Genomic DNA, 15,860 nt, shown 5'->3' with positions numbered 1-15,860 from the left:
TGGCGGCCGGGGCCGTTCCGCCGTGGACCGCGCCCGCCGTGACCGCGCTGCTCGCCCACGCCGACCCCGCGCCGGGCGCGCGCCTGGTGGTGAACCGGCAGCTGCCCGCCGAGACGGGGCTGCTGACGGGGGCGGAGACGGCGTGCGCGGTGACGCTCGCGCTGGGCGACCTGTACGGGCCGCCCGCCCGCGACCCGGCCCCGGACCCGGCGTACGCGGCGTCGCTGCACGCCCGCGAGGGCCACGCGATGCTGGTGACCGGCGGCACGGCTGTGCGGCACCTGCCGTGCGACCTGCGCGCGGCCGGACTCCGCCTGCTGGTGGCGGTCGTGGGGGCCGGGGCGGCGGCGTCCACCGCCGGGCCGGACGCGGACGCCGCCCTGGTGGGACGCGCCGAGGCGGCGTTGCGCACCGGCGGCCCGGCCGGGCTCGGGCCGCTGCTGACCGAGGCCCACACGCCGGGCACGGCACCGCTGGACGCGGCCCTGGACGCGGCCCGCGCGGCGGGCGCGCTCGGCGGCCGGGCGGTGGGGCGGTGCGTGGTGGCGCTGGTGCCGCTGGAGGCGGTGCCGCACGTCCGCACGCGCGTGACGGCGGCCCTGGCGGGGTGGGCACGCCGCCCGCCCCGCTTCCTGACCGCGACCCCAGCGGGCGTCTAGGACCGGTTCCACCGTGGCCCCGGCCACACGGGCCCACAGGTCGGGTCGCGAGGCGATGGCGCGTTCGCCGAGATCTGGTGAGGCGAGTGCCGTGGGTCAAGGCTTTGGATCACGGCCCAGAGCCTGTTCCGACATGGGTCCCGGCCGCGCGCGAGCTCGCGGGTCGGGTCGCGAGGTGATGGCGCGGTCGCGGAGGCCTGGTGCTGGGCGAGTGCCGGGGGTCAAGGCTTGGGATCATGGTCCAGGGCCTGTTCCGACGTGGGCCCCGGCCGCGCGAGCTCGCGGTCAGGTCGCCGAGATCTGGTCGGGCGGGCGCCGTGGGCCGGGGCTTTCGGAGGTCGTCTAGCCGAGCTTGCGGCGGGAGTGCGGGGCGGCGCGGACGTGCATCCGTTCGCCCTGGCGGCCGAACAGGCTCAGGATCTCCACCGGGCCGTCGCCCGTCGACCCGAACCAGTGCGGCAGCCGGGTGTCGAACTCCGCCGTCTCGCCCGGCTCCAGCACCAGGTCGTGGTCGCCCACGATCAGCCGGAGCCGCCCCGCCAGGACGTACAGCCACTCGTAGCCCTCGTGGGTGACCACCCGGGGCTCGTGGAGCGCCGCCGGGAAGAGCGTCTTCCACGCCTGGATGGAGCCGGGCTGCTGGGTGAGCGGGATGACGGTGGAGCCGTCCCCCCGGCGGCGGGGCCGCAGCCGGACGCGGGGGTCGCCGGTCTCGGGCGCGCCGACCAGCTCGTCCAGCGGGACCCGGTGGGCCCGGGCGATCGGGAGCAGCAGTTCCAGGCTGGGGCGGCGCTGGCCGCTCTCCAGCCGCGACAGCGTGCTCTTGGAGATGCCGGTGGCCTCGGCGAGCGCGGTGAGCGTCATGCCGCGCCGGGTGCGGATCCGCTTCAGGCGGGGGCCGACCTCGGTCAGGACCTCGTCGATCGCGGTGTCGTCGCTTTCCATGATCGTCATTTCACCGGGTCGTCCCGGAAACGGCAACAAACGTTGTCGGTTCCGGGACGGCGGCGGCATCGTGGCCGGCGGAGGTGATCGCTGATGGAGCAGGCGACGTACGACGTGGTGATCGTTGGGGGCGGGGCGGCCGGGCTGAGCGCGGCGCTGGTGCTGGGCCGGGCCCGCCGCCGGGTGGCGGTGGTGGACTCGGGGGAGCCGCGCAACGCCCCCGCCGCGCACATGCAGGGGTTCCTGTCGCGGGACGGGATGTCCCCGGCGGCGCTGCTGGAGGTGGGCCGGGCCGAGGTCGCCGGATACGGCGTCCACCTGGTCGAGGGACGGGTGGAGCAGGTGGAGCGGGACGGGCGCGGGTTCGCCGTCCGGCTGGTCGGCGGCCCGGCGCTGGAGGCCCGGCGCGTGCTGGTCGCCACCGGCCTGCGCGACGAGCTGCCCGACCTTCCCGGCCTGCGGGAACGCTGGGGCAAGGACCTGCTGCACTGCCCGTACTGCCACGGGTACGAGGTCGCCGACCGGCCGCTGGGCGTGCTGGGCACCGGGCCGGGATCGGTGCACCACGCGCTGCTGCTGCGGCAGTGGACCGACGACCTGGTGTTCTTCCCGCACACGCTGGAGGTGTCGGAGTCCGACCGCGCGCGCGTCCTCGCGTGCGGCGTGCGGATCGTGGACGGCCGGGTCAAGCGGCTGGTGGTGGAGGACGACCGGCTGCGCGGCGTGGAACTGGCCGACGGGCGGGTGGTGGAACGCGAGGCGGTGTTCGCGTTCCCCCGGATGGTGCCGCGCGACGGGATGCTGGAGGGCCTCGGCTGCGCCCGCAACGAGGACGGCTGGCCGGTCACCGACGCGACCGGGCGCACCAGCGTTCCGGGCCTGTGGGCGGTGGGCAACGCCGCCGACCCCCGCGCCCAGGTGATCACGGCGGCGGGCCAGGGCTCGGCCGCCGCCATCGCCCTCAACCACGACCTGCTGGAGGAGGAGGTGGAGCGGGCGGTCAGCGCCGTGGGGTGACCGGCCGGTCCGGCCGCGTGCCACCGGGCTGGTCCTGACCGCGCAGCGCGGTCTCGACCAGCTCGATGGCCTGCCGGAGGGCGACCAGCCGCGCGCCCTCCGTCCGGTAGGTCTCCAGCACCGCGTCGATCCCGTGCGGCGGCACGAGCCCGCCCAGCTCGACGCGGGCCGACCGGAAGCCCTCGCGGGCCGCGGCCACGGCGGCGTCCACGTGGTGCCCGGCCATCCGCGCGAGCGCGACCGGGTAGCGGCGCAGCACGCCGTACCGGCGGTACTCGGGCGGGACCAGCTCCAGCAGCCAGGCCAGCGCCGTCTCCTCGAAGCGCGCGCTGCCCGGCGGATGCACCTGCGCGGGCCAGCCGGGCGGGACGTAGCTGCTCACCGGACCTCCCGCGCACCTTCGCGACGCCCCGGGGCGCCGCGCCGTTCGAGCGTGCTCACGCCTCCACGATAACTCGAAAATCGAACACGTGTTCGACCGGATCGGGCCGTCAGGAGGACTCGGCGGTGCCCGGGTCGCGGCGAATGCGGATCTTGCCGGAGGCCAGGTCGTCGCGGACCGCGCCCCGGTCCCCGGCCACCTCGTGGTCGTCGTGGCGCATGAGCCGCTGCCGCTCCTGCTCCTCCACCTTGACCTTCTTGGACCCCTCGAACGCCGACGCCAGATCCTCGAACATCCCGCCGCCGAACCCGGCACCGGTCTCGCCGTCGCCGCGGATCGCCCCCATCAGGGACGACCGGCCGGTCCCCTCCTGGGGCCACTCCACGACGGCGTCCTTCTCGGACTTCTCGGCCAGCTCCTCCTTGGGGCGGACCGCGCTCTTGGTCTTCAGGCGCTTGCGGCGGCGAAACGGTGACTTCACGTGATCTCTTTCCAGGGAGCCCGGGACGGCGGCCCCGGAGGATGACGGTTCCCTTGCCCGTCCCACGGCGGGCTTAGGCACTTCTTACACGCTCATTCAACGCGGAGGGTACCCCCGTTGCTCCCGGCCCGAGGAAAGACCAGGTCAGGATCCCTCCGCCGGGGTCATACCCGCGTCCGGACCGCGCCCCACCCCGCGTTCGGGCGCCCCGGCGGGGGCCCGCCCGTCCGGGAACTCGGCGGGAACGCTCCGGGGCGGTAGCCTGCGGGGCGTGCGTCTCTCCCAAGTCATCGCGGCCCTCGAAGAGCTCTACCCGCCCTCGTGGGCCGAGTCCTGGGACGCCGTCGGCCTGGTCTGCGGCGATCCCGACCAAGCGGTCCAGCGCGTGCTGTTCGCCGTGGACCCGGTCGCCGCCGTGATCGACGAGGCCCTGGAGTGGGGGGCCGACCTGCTGGTCACCCACCACCCGCTGCTGCTGCGCCCGGTCAACGGCGTGCCCGCCACCACCCCGAAGGGCCGCACGGTCCACCGGCTGATCCGGGGCGGGACCGCGCTCTACACCGCGCACACCAATGCCGACGTCGCCAGCCCCGGCGTCTCCGACGCGCTGGCCCGCGCCGTCGGGCTGACCGGCGCGCTGCACCCGCTGTCACCCTCGCCCGACGACCCCGGACGGGGCCTGGGCCGGGTCGGGACGCTGCCCGCGCCGCTCACGCTGCGGGAGTTCACCGCCAAGGCCGCCGCCGGGCTGCCCGCGACCGCCTGGGGCGTGCGGTCCGCCGGGGACCCCGACCGGACCGTGCGCACCGTCGCGGTGTGCGGCGGGTCGGGCGACTCGCTGCTGGCGGCCGCACGCGCGTCGGGAGCCGACGTCTACCTCACCGCCGACCTGCGGCACCACCCGGCCTCCGAGTTCCTGGAACAGGACGGACCGGCGCTGCTGGACGCCGCCCACTGGGCCACCGAGTGGCCCTGGCTGGCCGACGCCGAGCGCGCGCTGCGCGCCGCCGTCCCGGCCGACACGTTGCAGACCCGGGTGTCCACGCTCGTCACCGACGCGTGGCGCCTGCACCACGAAGGAGTGAAGTGAAAGCCGCACCCCAAGCCCAGCAGCGCCTGATCGACCTGCAGGAGCTCGACAGCTCGCTGGACCGGCTGGCGCACCGCCGCCGCACCCTGCCCGAACTGGCGGAGGTCGCCCGCCTGGAGGAGCGGCTCACCGAACTGCGCGACGCGATCGTGGCGGCCGAGACCGCCGTGGGCGACCTGGAGCGCGAGCAGAAGAAGGCCGAGCAGGACGTCGACCAGGTCCGCACCCGCGCCGAACGCGACCAGCGGCGCCTGGACTCGGGCATGGTCACCGCCGCCCGGGACCTGACCAACCTGCAGAGCGAGATCGCCTCGTTGCAGCGCCGCCAGTCCGACCTGGAGGAGGTCGTGCTGGAGATCATGGAACGCCGCGAGGAGGCCGACGCGCAGGTCGCCCGGCTGCGTTCCGAGCAGGTCACCGCCCAGCAGGAGCTGGAGGCGCTGGCCGCCCGGCGCGACACGGAGTTCCAGAAGATCGACGAGGAGGCCGGCACCACCTCGGCCGCCCGCACCGCCGTCGCCAAGGACGTCCCCGCGGACCTGCTGGCGCTGTACGAGAAGCTGCGCGGCCAGTTCGGCGGCGTCGGCGCGGCCGTGCTGCACCGGGGCTCCTGCCAGGGCTGCCGCCTGACGCTCAACACCGCCGACCTGAACCGCATCCGCGCCGCGGCCGACGACGAGGTCGTGCGCTGCGAGGAGTGCCGCCGCATCCTGGTCCGCACGGCGGAATCGGGCCTGTGACCCCGCACCTGGTCGTCGAGGCCGACGGCGGGTCGCGGGGCAACCCCGGGCCCGCCGGGTACGGCGCGCTGGTGCGCGACCCGGAGACCGGCGAGGCGCTCGCCGAGGTCGCCGAGGCGATCGGCCACGCCACCAACAACGTCGCCGAGTACCGGGGCCTGATCGCGGGGCTGCGCGCCGCGGCCGCGCTCGCCCCGGGCGCGCGGCTCACGGTGCGGATGGACTCCAAGCTCGTGGTCGAGCAGATGTCGGGCCGCTGGAAGATCAAGCACCCGGACATGGTGCCGCTGGCGGCGGCGGCCCGCGAGGCGGCCGCCGACTTCCCGGCGGTGACCTACGAGTGGATCCCGCGCGCCCGCAACGCCGACGCCGACCGCCTGGCCAACGAGGCGATGGACGCGGCGGCGCGGGGCGAGGAGTGGAGCCGTTCGGACACCGGGGTCCCGACGCGGGAGGTCCCGGCGGGGGACACCGCCGCGTGGTCGACGGCCACGACGACGCCGTTGACGACGATCCTGCTCCGTCACGGCGAGACGCCGCTGTCGGTCGAGAAACGCTTCGCGGGCGTGGGCGACCATCCGCTGACCGACAACGGCGTGGCGCAGGCCAGGGCCGCCGCGCTGGCGTTGAAGGACGCCGGCGTCGAGGTGATCGTCTCGTCGCCGCTGACCCGCTGCCGGGCCACGGCCGCCGAGGTCGCCGCGGTGACGGGCCTGGACGTGCGGACCGACGAGGGCTTCCGCGAGACGGACTTCGGCGCCTGGGAGGGGCTGACGTTCGCCGAGGTCGGCGAGCGCTGGCCGGACGAGCTGAAGCGGTGGCTGGCGGACCCGAAGGTCGCGCCGCCCGGCGGGGAGAGCTTCACGACGGTGGCGCGCCGGGTGCGTTCGTCCCTGGACCGCCTCCGCGAGCGTCACGGCGGCCGCACCGTCCTGGTGGTCTCCCACGTGACCCCGATCAAGCTGCTGGTCCGGGAGGCCCTCGGCGCGCCGCTGGCGTCGCTGTACCGCATGCACCTGGACACCGCGGCGCTGTCGTCGATCGCCTGGTACGCCGACGGGCCGGCGTCGCTGCGCTCGTTCAACGACACCCACCACCTGGGCTGACCGGTACCGGCCGCCCCCGGCCCCTCCTCCTCGGATTACGGTGCGTGAAGAGTCCGACACCGAGGAGGAGGGCCCGTGGAGACCACGACCTCGCTGCCCACGCACTGGTACAACATCGTCCCCGACCTCCCGGCCCCGCCCCCGCCGCCCCTGCGTCCCGGCACCCGCGAGCCCGTGGGCCCCGACGACCTGGCCCCGCTCTTCCCCGCGGAGCTGATCGCCCAGGAGGTCAGCGCCGAGAGCTTCCTCCCGATCCCCGAGGAGGTCCGCGAGGTCTACCGCCTGTGGCGGCCCACGCCCCTGATCCGCGCCCGCCGCCTGGAGAAGGCGCTGAACACCCCGGCCCGGATCTACGTGAAGTACGAGGGAGTCTCCCCGGTCGGCTCGCACAAGCCGAACACGGCCGTCCCCCAGGCGTTCTACAACGCCCGCCAGGGGATCCGCCGCCTCACCACCGAGACCGGGGCGGGCCAGTGGGGGAGCGCCCTGGCCTTCGCCTGCTCCCAGTTCGACCTGGACTGCGAGATCTGGATGGTCCGGGCGTCCTACGACCAGAAGCCGTACCGCCGCTCGATGATGGAGCTGTACGGCGCCCGGGTCCACGCGAGCCCGTCCCCGCGCACCACGTTCGGCGCGAAGGCCCTGGCCGAGACCCCCGACTCCCCGGGCTCCCTGGGGATGGCGATCAGCGAGGCCGTGGAGGCGGCCGCTCCTGAGGACACTCACTACGCGCTCGGCAGCGTCCTGAACCACGTCCTCCTCCACCAGACGATCATCGGCGAGGAGGCCCTGGAACAGCTGACCGCGCTGGGCGAGACCCCCGACCTGGTCGTCGGCTGCACGGGCGGCGGCTCGAACTTCGCGGGGCTGACGTTCCCGTTCCTCCGCGAGAGTCTCCAGGACCGGATGCACCCGCGCATCCTCGCCGTCGAGCCCGCGGCCTGCCCCTCCCTCACCCGGGGCCGCTACGCCTACGACTTCGGCGACACGGCGGGCCTCACCCCGCTCCTCAAGATGCACACGCTGGGCCACGGCTTCATCCCGGACCCGATCCACGCGGGCGGCCTGCGCTACCACGGGATGGCCCCGCTGCTCTCGCACCTGTACGAGCAGGACCTCTTCCAGGCGATCGCCAAGCCCCAGCGCGAGTGCTTCGAGGCGGGCGTCCTGTTCGCCCGCACCGAGGGCATCGTCCCGGCCCCCGAACCGACCCACGCCCTGGCCGCGACCATCGAGGAGGCCCGCCGCGCCACCGAGCCCAAGGTCATCCTCACGGCCCTGTGCGGCCACGGCCACCTGGACATGGCGGCGTACGACCGCTACCTGTCGGGCGAGATGACGGACCACGCCCTCCCCGAGGACCGCCTGGCGGCGGCGCTCTCCCACCTCCCGTGACCCGATAGGCTTGGGGACACGGCGGACGAGCCGGCCGGACGGCCGCGTCGGGGAGCGATCCCCGCCGAGGAAAGTCCGGGCTCCACAGGGCAGGGTGGTCGGCAACACCGACCCGGGGCGACCCGCGGGACAGTGCCACAGAGAACAGACCGCCACCTTCACCGGTGGTAAGGGTGAAACGGTGAGGTAAGAGCTCACCAGCGCCCACGGTGACGTGGGCGGCTCGGTAAACCCCACCCGGAGCAAGGTCAAGAAGGGAAGCGACGCTTCCCGCGCAGGCGCCTGAGGGCGGCCCGCCCGAGCCTGCGGGTAGACCGCTGGAGACCGACGGCAACGCCGGTCCGAGATGGATGGCCGTCACCTGCCGAGCGCAGGCACAGAACCCGGCTTACAGGCCGACTCGTCCGCCCCATACGCCACTGACCAGCAGCGCAACTGGATCCAAGACCGCCCAGGGCACATCGCTCCCAGATCCGAACGTCGCATCGGTCTCGCGTGGGCGGTTGGAGGTGTCCGGCACCGTGCCTGAACGGGCCTGCTTCAGGGGAGGAGGCGGAGGCGGATTTCCTGGAGGAGGTGTTGGCGTTGGAGTTCCTCTTGGGGGTCGCGGGGGTGGAAGCGGATGAGGCCCTCTTCGAGGACCTGCCAGAAGCCTCGGTTGGGAGTCAGGAGGCCCTGGTGGAGGAGGCGGCGTATCTCGGGGAGCTCCAGGCGTCCCACTTCGGCGGAGACCAGCCGGTCCGCCTCCCTGTCGGCCTGCTCCTGCCTGATCGCGATCAGGAATCCGGCGATCGCGGCGAGGCTGATCAACGCGAGGATGACGATCGTGTGGGGCGCCAGTCCGAGGTCCATGGCGTCGAGAATGCTCATTCCGGGTGAACGGCGCAAGCGGTCCCGGCCTCCGTGGGGACGGATCCGTGGTGTCGCTGACGGGAACCCGGGGGCTTCTCGCGTTCGTTACGCTTCGTAGCCGGGTAGGTGTGAGTTCGCACATAGTTCAGTGGCCGGTCATGACCGCGGCCCTGACCGGTGCCTATGCTCGACGCAAGATCAAGTGGGCTGGAAGGGGTGGGCGGTGGCGCGGCGCGGTCGGATGCGAGGCGTCGTGGCGCTGCTCGTCCTGGTGTTCGGGGCCTGCCTGGTGATGATGCCGGGCGGGGTTGAGCGGGATCCCGCCGCCCTGGAGACGGTGCTCGCCTCCGACTCCGAACGCGTCCAGCCCCACGACGACCGCGACCCTCACGAGGTGGTCGCCCGGTCCCACGTCCGGCCGCGGGCCGCCGCCGCCCCGTGCGTCCACGCGAGGGTGGACGCCGACCCGCCGCGGCTCCGGTGTCCCGAGGAGCCCGAACGGCCTCCTGAACGCCTGGCCCTCATCTCGGGGCAGGTCCCTGCGACGTCGCGGGCCTGATCCCCTCTCCCTGACGAGAACGTAGCTCCCACGCTCCATCGACGCGCGCTCGCGCACCTTGGAGGAATCCGTCATGCGTTCATTCATCGATCATGCCCGCACGTTCCGTGAGCGGGCCGAATCGGAAGGTATCGAGCTGGGGCGGTTCGCCGCCGGGCAGGACCCGAGCGTCCTGTTCGTCACCTGCTCGGACTCGCGGGTCGTGCCCGCGCTGATCACCGGGGCCGGGCCGGGGGAGCTGTTCGAGCTCCGCACGGCCGGGGCCGTGGTGCCCCCGTACTCGGACCGGCCCGCCGGGGAGGCCGGGACCATCGAGTTCGCCGTGCGGGTGCTCGGCGTCCCCGACGTCGTCGTCTGCGGCCACTCGCGCTGCGCCGCGGTGGGGGCGCTGGTCAGCGGGGACGAGCTTCCCTCCGCGCCCGCGCTCCGGGCCTGGCTCGACCTCGCCGCCGAGGCGCCCGCCGGGAACGACCCGGACCTTGCCGGGCAGCGGCACGTCCTCGCCCAGCTGGAGCGGCTGCGGGAGTACCCCGCCGTCGCCGACCGTCTGGCCGCCGGCGACCTGCGGCTGCACGGATGGTTCTACGAGGTCGACACCGGCGTCGTGCGGGCCCACCGGCCCGGCGACGGAGTCTTCCCGCCCCTGTGACGCGCGTGAGAGAGGACATCATGAAACTGACCTGGCGGCGTGACCTCGCCGCTTCGCTGGTCGTCTTCCTGGTCGCCCTGCCCCTGTGCGTGGGCGTCGCGGTCGCGTCCGGTGTCCCCGCCGAGCTGGGGCTGATCACCGGGATCGTCGGCGGTATCGTCACGGGGCTGATGCCCGGCAGCTCGTTGCAGGTCAGCGGGCCCGCCGCCGGGTTGACCGTCCTGGTGTTCGAGGCCGTGCGCGCCTACGGGCTGCCCGCGCTCGGCGTGCTGGTGCTCGCCGCCGGGCTGCTCCAGGTGCTGCTCGGGCTGCTGCGCATGGGGCGGTGGTTCCGGGCGATCTCCATCGCCGTGGTCGAGGGCATGCTCGCGGGCATCGGCCTGACCATCATCGCCGGGCAGCTGTACGCCATGGCCGACGTCGACGCGCCCGGCTCGGGGGTCGGCAAGCTGCTCGGGCTGCCCGGGATCGGCGGCGCCCTCGCGACGCCCGGGACGCTGGCCGGGATCGGGATCGGCGCGTTCACGATCGCCGTCCTGGTGCTGTGGCCCCGGTTGCCCGAACGCGTGCAGATCGTGCCGGGCGCGCTGGTCGCGGTGGCGCTGGCCGCCGCCGGCGTCGCGGCCTTCGGCCTGCCCGCCGAGACGCTGCGGGTGCAGGGGCTGCTGGAGGCGATCCAGCCGCCCGGCGCCGACCAGTTCGCCCGGCTCGCCGAGATCGGCATGATCGGGACCGTGGTCGCGTTCGCGCTGATCTCGTCGGCGGAGAGCCTGTTCAGCGCCGCCGCCGTGGACCGGATGCACGGCGGCCCGCGCACCGACTACGACAGGGAGCTGGTCGCCCAGGGGACGGGCAACGCCGTCTGCGGCGCGCTGGGCGCGCTGCCGATGACCGCCGTCATCGTCCGCAGCTCCGCCAACGTCCAGGCCGGGGCGCGCACCAAGGCGTCCCGCGTGCTGCACGGGGTGTGGCTGCTGGTGTTCGCCGCGCTGGTGCCGACGGCCCTGGAGTACATCCCCCTGGCCGCGCTCGCCGGGGTGCTGGTCCACGCCGGATGGAAGCTCATCCCGTGGCGCGGCCTGCGTCCGCTGTGGCGGAACCACCGGGGCGAGGCCGTCGTCCTGGTCACCACGGCGGTCGCCGTGGTGACCCTCAACCTGTTCGAGGGCGTGCTGCTGGGCCTGCTGCTGGCCATCGCCAAGACGGCCTGGGAGACCTCCCACATCCACCTCGACGTCCACGACGGCGGCGACGGGCCCATCCGGGTCGCCGTCAGCGGCCACGCCACCTTCCTCCGCCTGCCCAAACTGCTGGACACCCTGGAGGCGCTCCCTCACGACCGGCCCATCGAACTGGACCTGTCCCGGCTGCGCCACCTGGACCACGCCTGCCGGACGGCGCTCGTCGGCTGGGTCGAACGCCACAACCGGTCCGACACCGCCGGGGTCACCGTGGACCGGGAACTGCAACCCGCCTGACCGGGGCGTGCGCGGGATCTCACCGGGTTCGGGTCATACGACACAAATCGCGGTGAAAGTTGCACCTACCTTCGAGGTATCGGCCGGTTCGCTCGATGGACCGGCGGTGCTGGGCGGGACGTCCGGGTGCGCGTCCCGCGGAGGAAGGAGCGCCGATGGCCGGACTGGTGTCGGTGATCGCGGTTGGAGTGCTGGCCCTGACCTTCGTCTCCCTGATCCTGCTGGTCGCCTTCGCCTCCGCCAGCCGGCACGACCGGCTGGGCGGACAGGCGAACTCGGCCAACGAGCGGTGGGCCCGCCGGGTGAGCGGCGCCTACATCCGCGGTGACCACGAGGAGCTGGTCGGCCGCTGAACGACAGGCGCGGGGCGTCCCCTCGGGGGGCGCCCCGCGTCCGTTCTCAGGCCAGCGCGCTCGCCTCGCCCGCGCCCTTGGAGGTCTCGTCCGCCACCGGCGTGAAGATCTCCGTCGCCCGGTCCAGCACGTGCACCTTGGCCGTCTCCAGGTCCAGGTACAGGCCCACCAGCTCCACCTTCCCGGCCTCGACGCGCTCGCGCAGCCAGGGGTAGGTGAGCAGGTTGTCGAGCTGCTGCATCACGTTGATCTGGCAGAGCCGGGTGAGCGGCGACCGCTCGTCGGCCTCGGCGGAGATGAACCGGGCCAGGCTGTGGTTGCCGTGCTTGAGCCAGCGCGACAGCGCGGTCAGGTGCTCGACCTCGGTGCCGCCGGCCAGCAGCGCGGCCATCGCGCCGCAGTTGGAGTGGCCGCAGACGGTGATGGTGCGGATGCCCAGCACGTTGATCGCGTACTCGACGGTCGCGGCGACCGAGTCGTCGGGAACGCGCGAGCCGTGCCGGGGGACCATGTTGCCGACGTTGCGGTTGATGAACAGGTCACCGGGGCCGCTGGCGGTGATGATGTTGGGCACCACCCGCGAGTCCACGCAGGTGATGAACAGGTGTTCGGGTTTCTGCTCAAACGCCAGCTCCGCCATGATCGGCCGGACCAGGCGGGCGGTGCTGCCGTGGTACTCGCGCACCCCGGCCAGCAGCAGGGCGCTCGGCGAGACCTCGGGCGTGTCGAGGACGGGCCCCTGGTCGGGTCGCTGACGATTCGCCCACGGAGCCCACCAGGGGGCAGAAGTGGACGACTTTCGCTCTGGAGGCATTTCACCGGTCACAGCTCTTTCATACCAAGCCTCGTGAACCTCATCGATGTCGACCCTGCCCCCTTGCCGTTCGTGGGCCAGCCGCCACTGGTGGATGGCGTCGAACGCGGCGTGGTCCATGAAGTCCACGTCCAGGTCCAGGTCGACGACCGTTCCGGCCGGGATCGCCTGGAGGGCCTTGGTCACCTTCGGCACGCCGAGGAACGTCAGCGTGCCCGCCACGACCACGTGCCAGTCGGCCAGGCCGGGCCGGTCCTGCGGGGTCGGGATCGCCTCCTCGATGTGCACCGACAGCCGGGTGAGCCGCCGCAGCGCCAGCACGGCCATCACGCCGATGCCCAGCAGCACGCCCTCGCCGAGCCCCAGCACCACCACGCCCAGCAGGGTCGCGAAGTAGGCGGGGGCCTCGCGGTGCGGTTGCAGGTCGCGGATCCGCGCGGTGTCGATCATCTTGACGCCCAGCGCGATCAGCAACGCCGCCAGCGCCGCCAGCGGCACCTGCTCGATCACCGGGCCGCACATCAGCGCCAGCACCAGCACCCACACACCGTGCATGATCGTGGACAGCCGGGTGCGGGCCCCGGCCTCCACGTTGGCGGTGCTGCGGACGATCACCCCGGCGACCGGCAGGCCGCCCAGCAGGCCCGACACCGCGTTGGCCGAACCCTGCCCGAACAGCTCGCGGTCCAGGTCGGCCTTCGGCACCCCGGCGGGCCGCCGCCGGTCGATCGCGACGCTGCACAGCAGCGACTCCACCGACGCGACCACGCCGATCGACACGACCGCGCCGACGATGGCCGGCAGCGGGCCGTCCGGGAGCGTCGGCGGGTGCCAGTCGCCGAGCAGCGTGTCGGGCAGATCGACGCGTGGCGCGTTCCAGTCCAGGGCCCAGGCGGCCAGCGTCGCCAGCGCGATCGCCGGGAGCGGGCCGGGCAGCCAGCGGCCCAGCGCCGCCAGGGGACCGCCGCCCTCGTGCCTGGGCAGGCGCGACCACAGCAGCAGCACGCCGATCGTCAGGGCGCCCAGCAGCGCCGGATGGGACTGCGGGTGCATGAGCTGGTGGGGAAGGTCGCCGAGGTTCTTCAGCGCCGAGTGCTCGGGACTCCCGCCCAGCACGATGTGGACCTGGGCGAGCACCAGCACGACGCCGACCCCGGCGAGCATGCCGTGCACGACGGCGGGGGAGACCGCCAGCGCGGTACGGGCGACCCGGCACGCGCCGAGCGCGATCTGGAGCAGGCCGCCGAGGAAGGTGATGGCGCAGGTCGCCCGCCAGCCGTAGGTCTGCACCATGTCGGCGACGATCACCGTGAGCCCGGCGGCGGGCCCGCTGACCTGGAGCGGCGAGCCGCCGACCAGTCCGGCGACGATGCCGCCGACGATGGCGGCGATGAGGCCCGCGGCGATGGGGGCGCCGGAGGCCACGGCGATGCCGAGCGACAACGGGATCGCGACGAGGAAGACCACGAACGAGGACAGGAGATCTCGCCGCAGTGTGGACACGTTGAGTGGCTTTACAGTCACCTCTCGTATATAAGCATCGTTTCCGTCCCTTCGCCGGGTGCGACACCAACGACAAGGGGCCGTCACATGTCGTGACGGCCCCTTGTCGGCGGGTGGTGACGGTCCGGCGGCGGTGGCTCAGCGCCGGTAGTCGCGGTGGTTCTCCCAATCGTCCGGCTGCTGACGCTGCTGGTCGTTGGGGGTGGGATAGGCCGATCCGTAGGGGTTGGCCCCGGGATCACCCGTGTTCGACCCGGGCGCTCCCGGATAGCCCTGCTGTGACGGGTGGTAACCGGAACCTCCCCCGTACGCCTGGGTGGCGTTGGGGTCGCCGTAACCCCCCGTGGAGCCGGAGTCGTGTGGCGCGGCCAGCGGGTCGGAACCGCCGTTGTAGCTGCTTCCGCTGAAGTCGGTGTAGCGGCCCGGCTCGTTCCCGCCGGTCTGCTCGCCGCCGAACGACCCGTAGGAGTCGCGGCCCGAGGGGTTCAGCGGGTCGTCGTAACGCGACGAGTCCCCGTAGGAGGAGTCGCCGTACGAGGACGACGAGGACGGCGGGGGTGGGAAGCCGTCGCCGCCCTGCGTGCTCTGCCCGCCGGTCCCGGTGTCGAACCCGGAGAACCCGGGCGTCGCGGGCGGCGGGGTCGAGGGGCCGCCGCCGGAGGACCAGGAGGGGCCGGGGGTGCCGAACGACGGCGTGCCGCTGCCGAGCGGGTCGCCCAGCGGATCGCTGCTCAGCGAGTTGCCGAACGACGGCTTCGACCCGGGCGGCTCGGAGCCGCCCGCCGCGCGCTGCCGGTCGGTCTGGATGCGCTGGAGCAGCTCGTCCACCGTCGGGAGCTTGTGGTCGCTGCTGTCGGACGGCGACGATGCGGCCGGAGCCGGGGCGGGCGGGGCCGGGGCGGGCGGCGGCGCCGACGGCGCGGGCTGGCCGCCGGTGGAGCCCCAGGACGGCTGCTCGTAGGACGGCTGCGCGGGCGGCGGCTCCTCGGAACGGCCCAGCGGCAGCCCCAGGGGGTCCGAGCCGCGCGGATCGAGCCCGCGGGGGTCGGTGCCGCGCGGGTCGGCCGGGGGCGGCTTCGGCAGGTCGAACGAGGGGTCCGGCTGCGCCGTCCGGGTCCCCAGCGGGTCCCCGCCGTACGGCGGCTGCTCGTACGAGGGCTGCTCGTAGGACGGCTGGTCACCGTAGGACGGCTGGTCGCCGTACGAGGGCTGGTCGTACGAAGGCTGGTCGCCGTACGAGGGCTGGTCGTAGGAGGGCTGGTCCCCGTAGGACGGCTGTGCGGGCGGCTCGTCGTAGGAGTGCTCGGGCCCGCCGTACGCCGGCTGGTCGCCCATCGGGATGTGCGGGATGCCGTCGTTGGCGGTGGCGCGCGGGTCGCCCCCCAACGGCCCGGGCTGGGGCTCGTTGTAGGCGGGCTCGTTGTAGGACGGCTCGCCGTACGAGGGCTCGTTGAACGCGGCGGGCGCGAACGACCCGGGCGGTGACATCGGCTGCTGCGGGGCCTGGTGCTGCGGCTGCGGAGCCTGCTGTGGACCGGTCCCGCCGCGTCCGGCGGCCAGGCCGCCGACGGGCAGGTCGGAGTTCATCGACACCGGCTGGGTCAGGCCCGGCGGCTCGACGTGCGGGGGCGGCTCGGGACGCTCGTCGAGCGGGTCGCCGCCGCGCGGGTCCTCGCCCCGCTCCCCGGCGTTGCCGTGCTGCCAGGGGAACTTCGGCTTGTCGAACGTGATCGTCGCCCAGTAGTCGTCGTCCTCCATCTCGTCGCTCGCCTCGGCGGCGGGCGGCGGCGGGGACGGCTGCGGGGGCGGCGGCGGCGCGGCGGGGGCCGGGGCGGGG

Annotated in this window: 14 protein-coding genes, 1 other RNA gene and 2 pseudogenes; 11 read left to right on the top strand and 6 right to left on the bottom strand. The window is 74.0% G+C overall.

What is annotated here, in order from left to right; genetic code table 11:
- A pseudogene (locus AKI01S_RS52230) lies at positions 1 to 659 on the top strand (hypothetical protein); the annotation flags it as partial.
- Between the two features lie 342 nt (positions 660 to 1,001).
- On the opposite strand, the gene AKI01S_RS44545 reads toward AKI01S_RS52230, so the two are convergent.
- Positions 1,002 to 1,604, bottom strand: coding sequence for a helix-turn-helix domain-containing protein (locus tag AKI01S_RS44545; protein ID WP_067832200.1), 603 nt, complete (start codon positions 1,602 to 1,604; stop codon positions 1,002 to 1,004).
- A 93-nt stretch (positions 1,605 to 1,697) separates the two neighbouring features.
- On the opposite strand from AKI01S_RS44545, the gene AKI01S_RS44540 reads away from it, so the two are divergent.
- Positions 1,698 to 2,621: an NAD(P)/FAD-dependent oxidoreductase gene (locus AKI01S_RS44540; protein ID WP_067832198.1), complete on the top strand. Its 924-nt coding sequence runs from the start codon at positions 1,698 to 1,700 to the stop codon at positions 2,619 to 2,621.
- Here AKI01S_RS44540 and AKI01S_RS44535 read toward each other — a convergent pair.
- Positions 2,605 to 3,003 carry a hypothetical protein gene (locus AKI01S_RS44535; protein ID WP_067832197.1) on the bottom strand — a complete coding sequence of 133 codons (399 nt, stop codon included), beginning with the start codon at positions 3,001 to 3,003 and terminating at the stop codon, positions 2,605 to 2,607. The genes AKI01S_RS44540 and AKI01S_RS44535 overlap by 17 nt on opposite strands.
- A gap of 109 nt (positions 3,004 to 3,112) precedes the next feature.
- The gene (locus AKI01S_RS44530; RefSeq protein WP_067832196.1) at positions 3,113 to 3,484 is read right to left on the bottom strand and encodes a DUF6191 domain-containing protein; all 372 of its coding nucleotides are present in this window, start codon (positions 3,482 to 3,484) and stop codon (positions 3,113 to 3,115) included.
- A gap of 271 nt (positions 3,485 to 3,755) precedes the next feature.
- Here AKI01S_RS44530 and AKI01S_RS44525 point away from each other — a divergent pair, with 271 nt between their 5' ends.
- From AKI01S_RS44525 to rnpB, 5 genes are all read left to right on the top strand, one after another.
- The gene (locus AKI01S_RS44525) at positions 3,756 to 4,574 is read left to right on the top strand and encodes a Nif3-like dinuclear metal center hexameric protein (RefSeq protein WP_067832194.1); all 819 of its coding nucleotides are present in this window, start codon (positions 3,756 to 3,758) and stop codon (positions 4,572 to 4,574) included.
- On the top strand, positions 4,571 to 5,314 hold the full coding sequence (locus AKI01S_RS51425) for a zinc ribbon domain-containing protein (protein ID WP_067832192.1): 744 nt from the start codon (positions 4,571 to 4,573) through the stop codon (positions 5,312 to 5,314). The genes AKI01S_RS44525 and AKI01S_RS51425 overlap by 4 nt, the downstream gene beginning before the upstream one ends.
- Positions 5,311 to 6,420 carry a bifunctional RNase H/acid phosphatase gene (locus AKI01S_RS44515; RefSeq protein WP_067832190.1) on the top strand — a complete coding sequence of 370 codons (1,110 nt, stop codon included), beginning with the start codon at positions 5,311 to 5,313 and terminating at the stop codon, positions 6,418 to 6,420. The genes AKI01S_RS51425 and AKI01S_RS44515 overlap by 4 nt, the downstream gene beginning before the upstream one ends.
- 75 nt (positions 6,421 to 6,495) lie before the next feature.
- Positions 6,496 to 7,815, top strand: a complete 1,320-nt coding sequence (locus tag AKI01S_RS44510; protein WP_067832188.1) for a TrpB-like pyridoxal phosphate-dependent enzyme — start codon at positions 6,496 to 6,498, stop codon at positions 7,813 to 7,815.
- A 26-nt stretch (positions 7,816 to 7,841) separates the two neighbouring features.
- Positions 7,842 to 8,222, top strand: an RNA gene (gene rnpB / locus AKI01S_RS44505) — RNase P RNA component class A.
- A 133-nt stretch (positions 8,223 to 8,355) separates the two neighbouring features.
- Here rnpB and AKI01S_RS44500 read toward each other — a convergent pair.
- Positions 8,356 to 8,667: a hypothetical protein gene (locus tag AKI01S_RS44500; RefSeq protein ID WP_157420592.1), complete on the bottom strand. Its 312-nt coding sequence runs from the start codon at positions 8,665 to 8,667 to the stop codon at positions 8,356 to 8,358.
- 223 nt (positions 8,668 to 8,890) lie between these two features.
- Here AKI01S_RS44500 and AKI01S_RS44495 point away from each other — a divergent pair, with 223 nt between their 5' ends.
- From AKI01S_RS44495 to AKI01S_RS44480, 4 genes are all read left to right on the top strand, one after another.
- Positions 8,891 to 9,226: a hypothetical protein gene (locus AKI01S_RS44495; protein WP_157420591.1), complete on the top strand. Its 336-nt coding sequence runs from the start codon at positions 8,891 to 8,893 to the stop codon at positions 9,224 to 9,226.
- A gap of 73 nt (positions 9,227 to 9,299) precedes the next feature.
- A complete protein-coding gene (locus AKI01S_RS44490; protein ID WP_067832183.1) occupies positions 9,300 to 9,875 on the top strand; it encodes a carbonic anhydrase in 576 nt (191 codons plus the stop codon).
- Positions 9,876 to 9,895: 20 nt separating this feature from the next.
- The gene (locus AKI01S_RS44485; protein ID WP_067832182.1) at positions 9,896 to 11,353 is read left to right on the top strand and encodes a SulP family inorganic anion transporter; all 1,458 of its coding nucleotides are present in this window, start codon (positions 9,896 to 9,898) and stop codon (positions 11,351 to 11,353) included.
- A 155-nt stretch (positions 11,354 to 11,508) separates the two neighbouring features.
- Positions 11,509 to 11,706, top strand: a complete 198-nt coding sequence (locus tag AKI01S_RS44480) for a hypothetical protein (protein ID WP_067832181.1) — start codon at positions 11,509 to 11,511, stop codon at positions 11,704 to 11,706.
- 46 nt (positions 11,707 to 11,752) lie between these two features.
- Here the strand turns inward: AKI01S_RS44480 and AKI01S_RS44475 are convergent, their stop codons facing one another.
- Together AKI01S_RS44475 and AKI01S_RS52225 are read right to left on the bottom strand one after the other, a co-directional pair.
- Positions 11,753 to 14,023, bottom strand: a complete 2,271-nt coding sequence (locus AKI01S_RS44475; RefSeq protein ID WP_245682045.1) for a SulP family inorganic anion transporter — start codon at positions 14,021 to 14,023, stop codon at positions 11,753 to 11,755.
- Between the two features lie 138 nt (positions 14,024 to 14,161).
- Positions 14,162 to 15,860, bottom strand: a pseudogene (locus tag AKI01S_RS52225) (hypothetical protein); the annotation flags it as partial.

It is taken from the genome of Actinomadura kijaniata NBRC 14229 (genome assembly GCF_001552175.1).
Classification (GTDB): Bacteria; Actinomycetota; Actinomycetes; order Streptosporangiales; family Streptosporangiaceae; genus Spirillospora; species Spirillospora kijaniata.
Note: the sequence above shows the minus strand (reverse complement) of the source record. Positions and strands in the feature narration are given on the sequence as shown.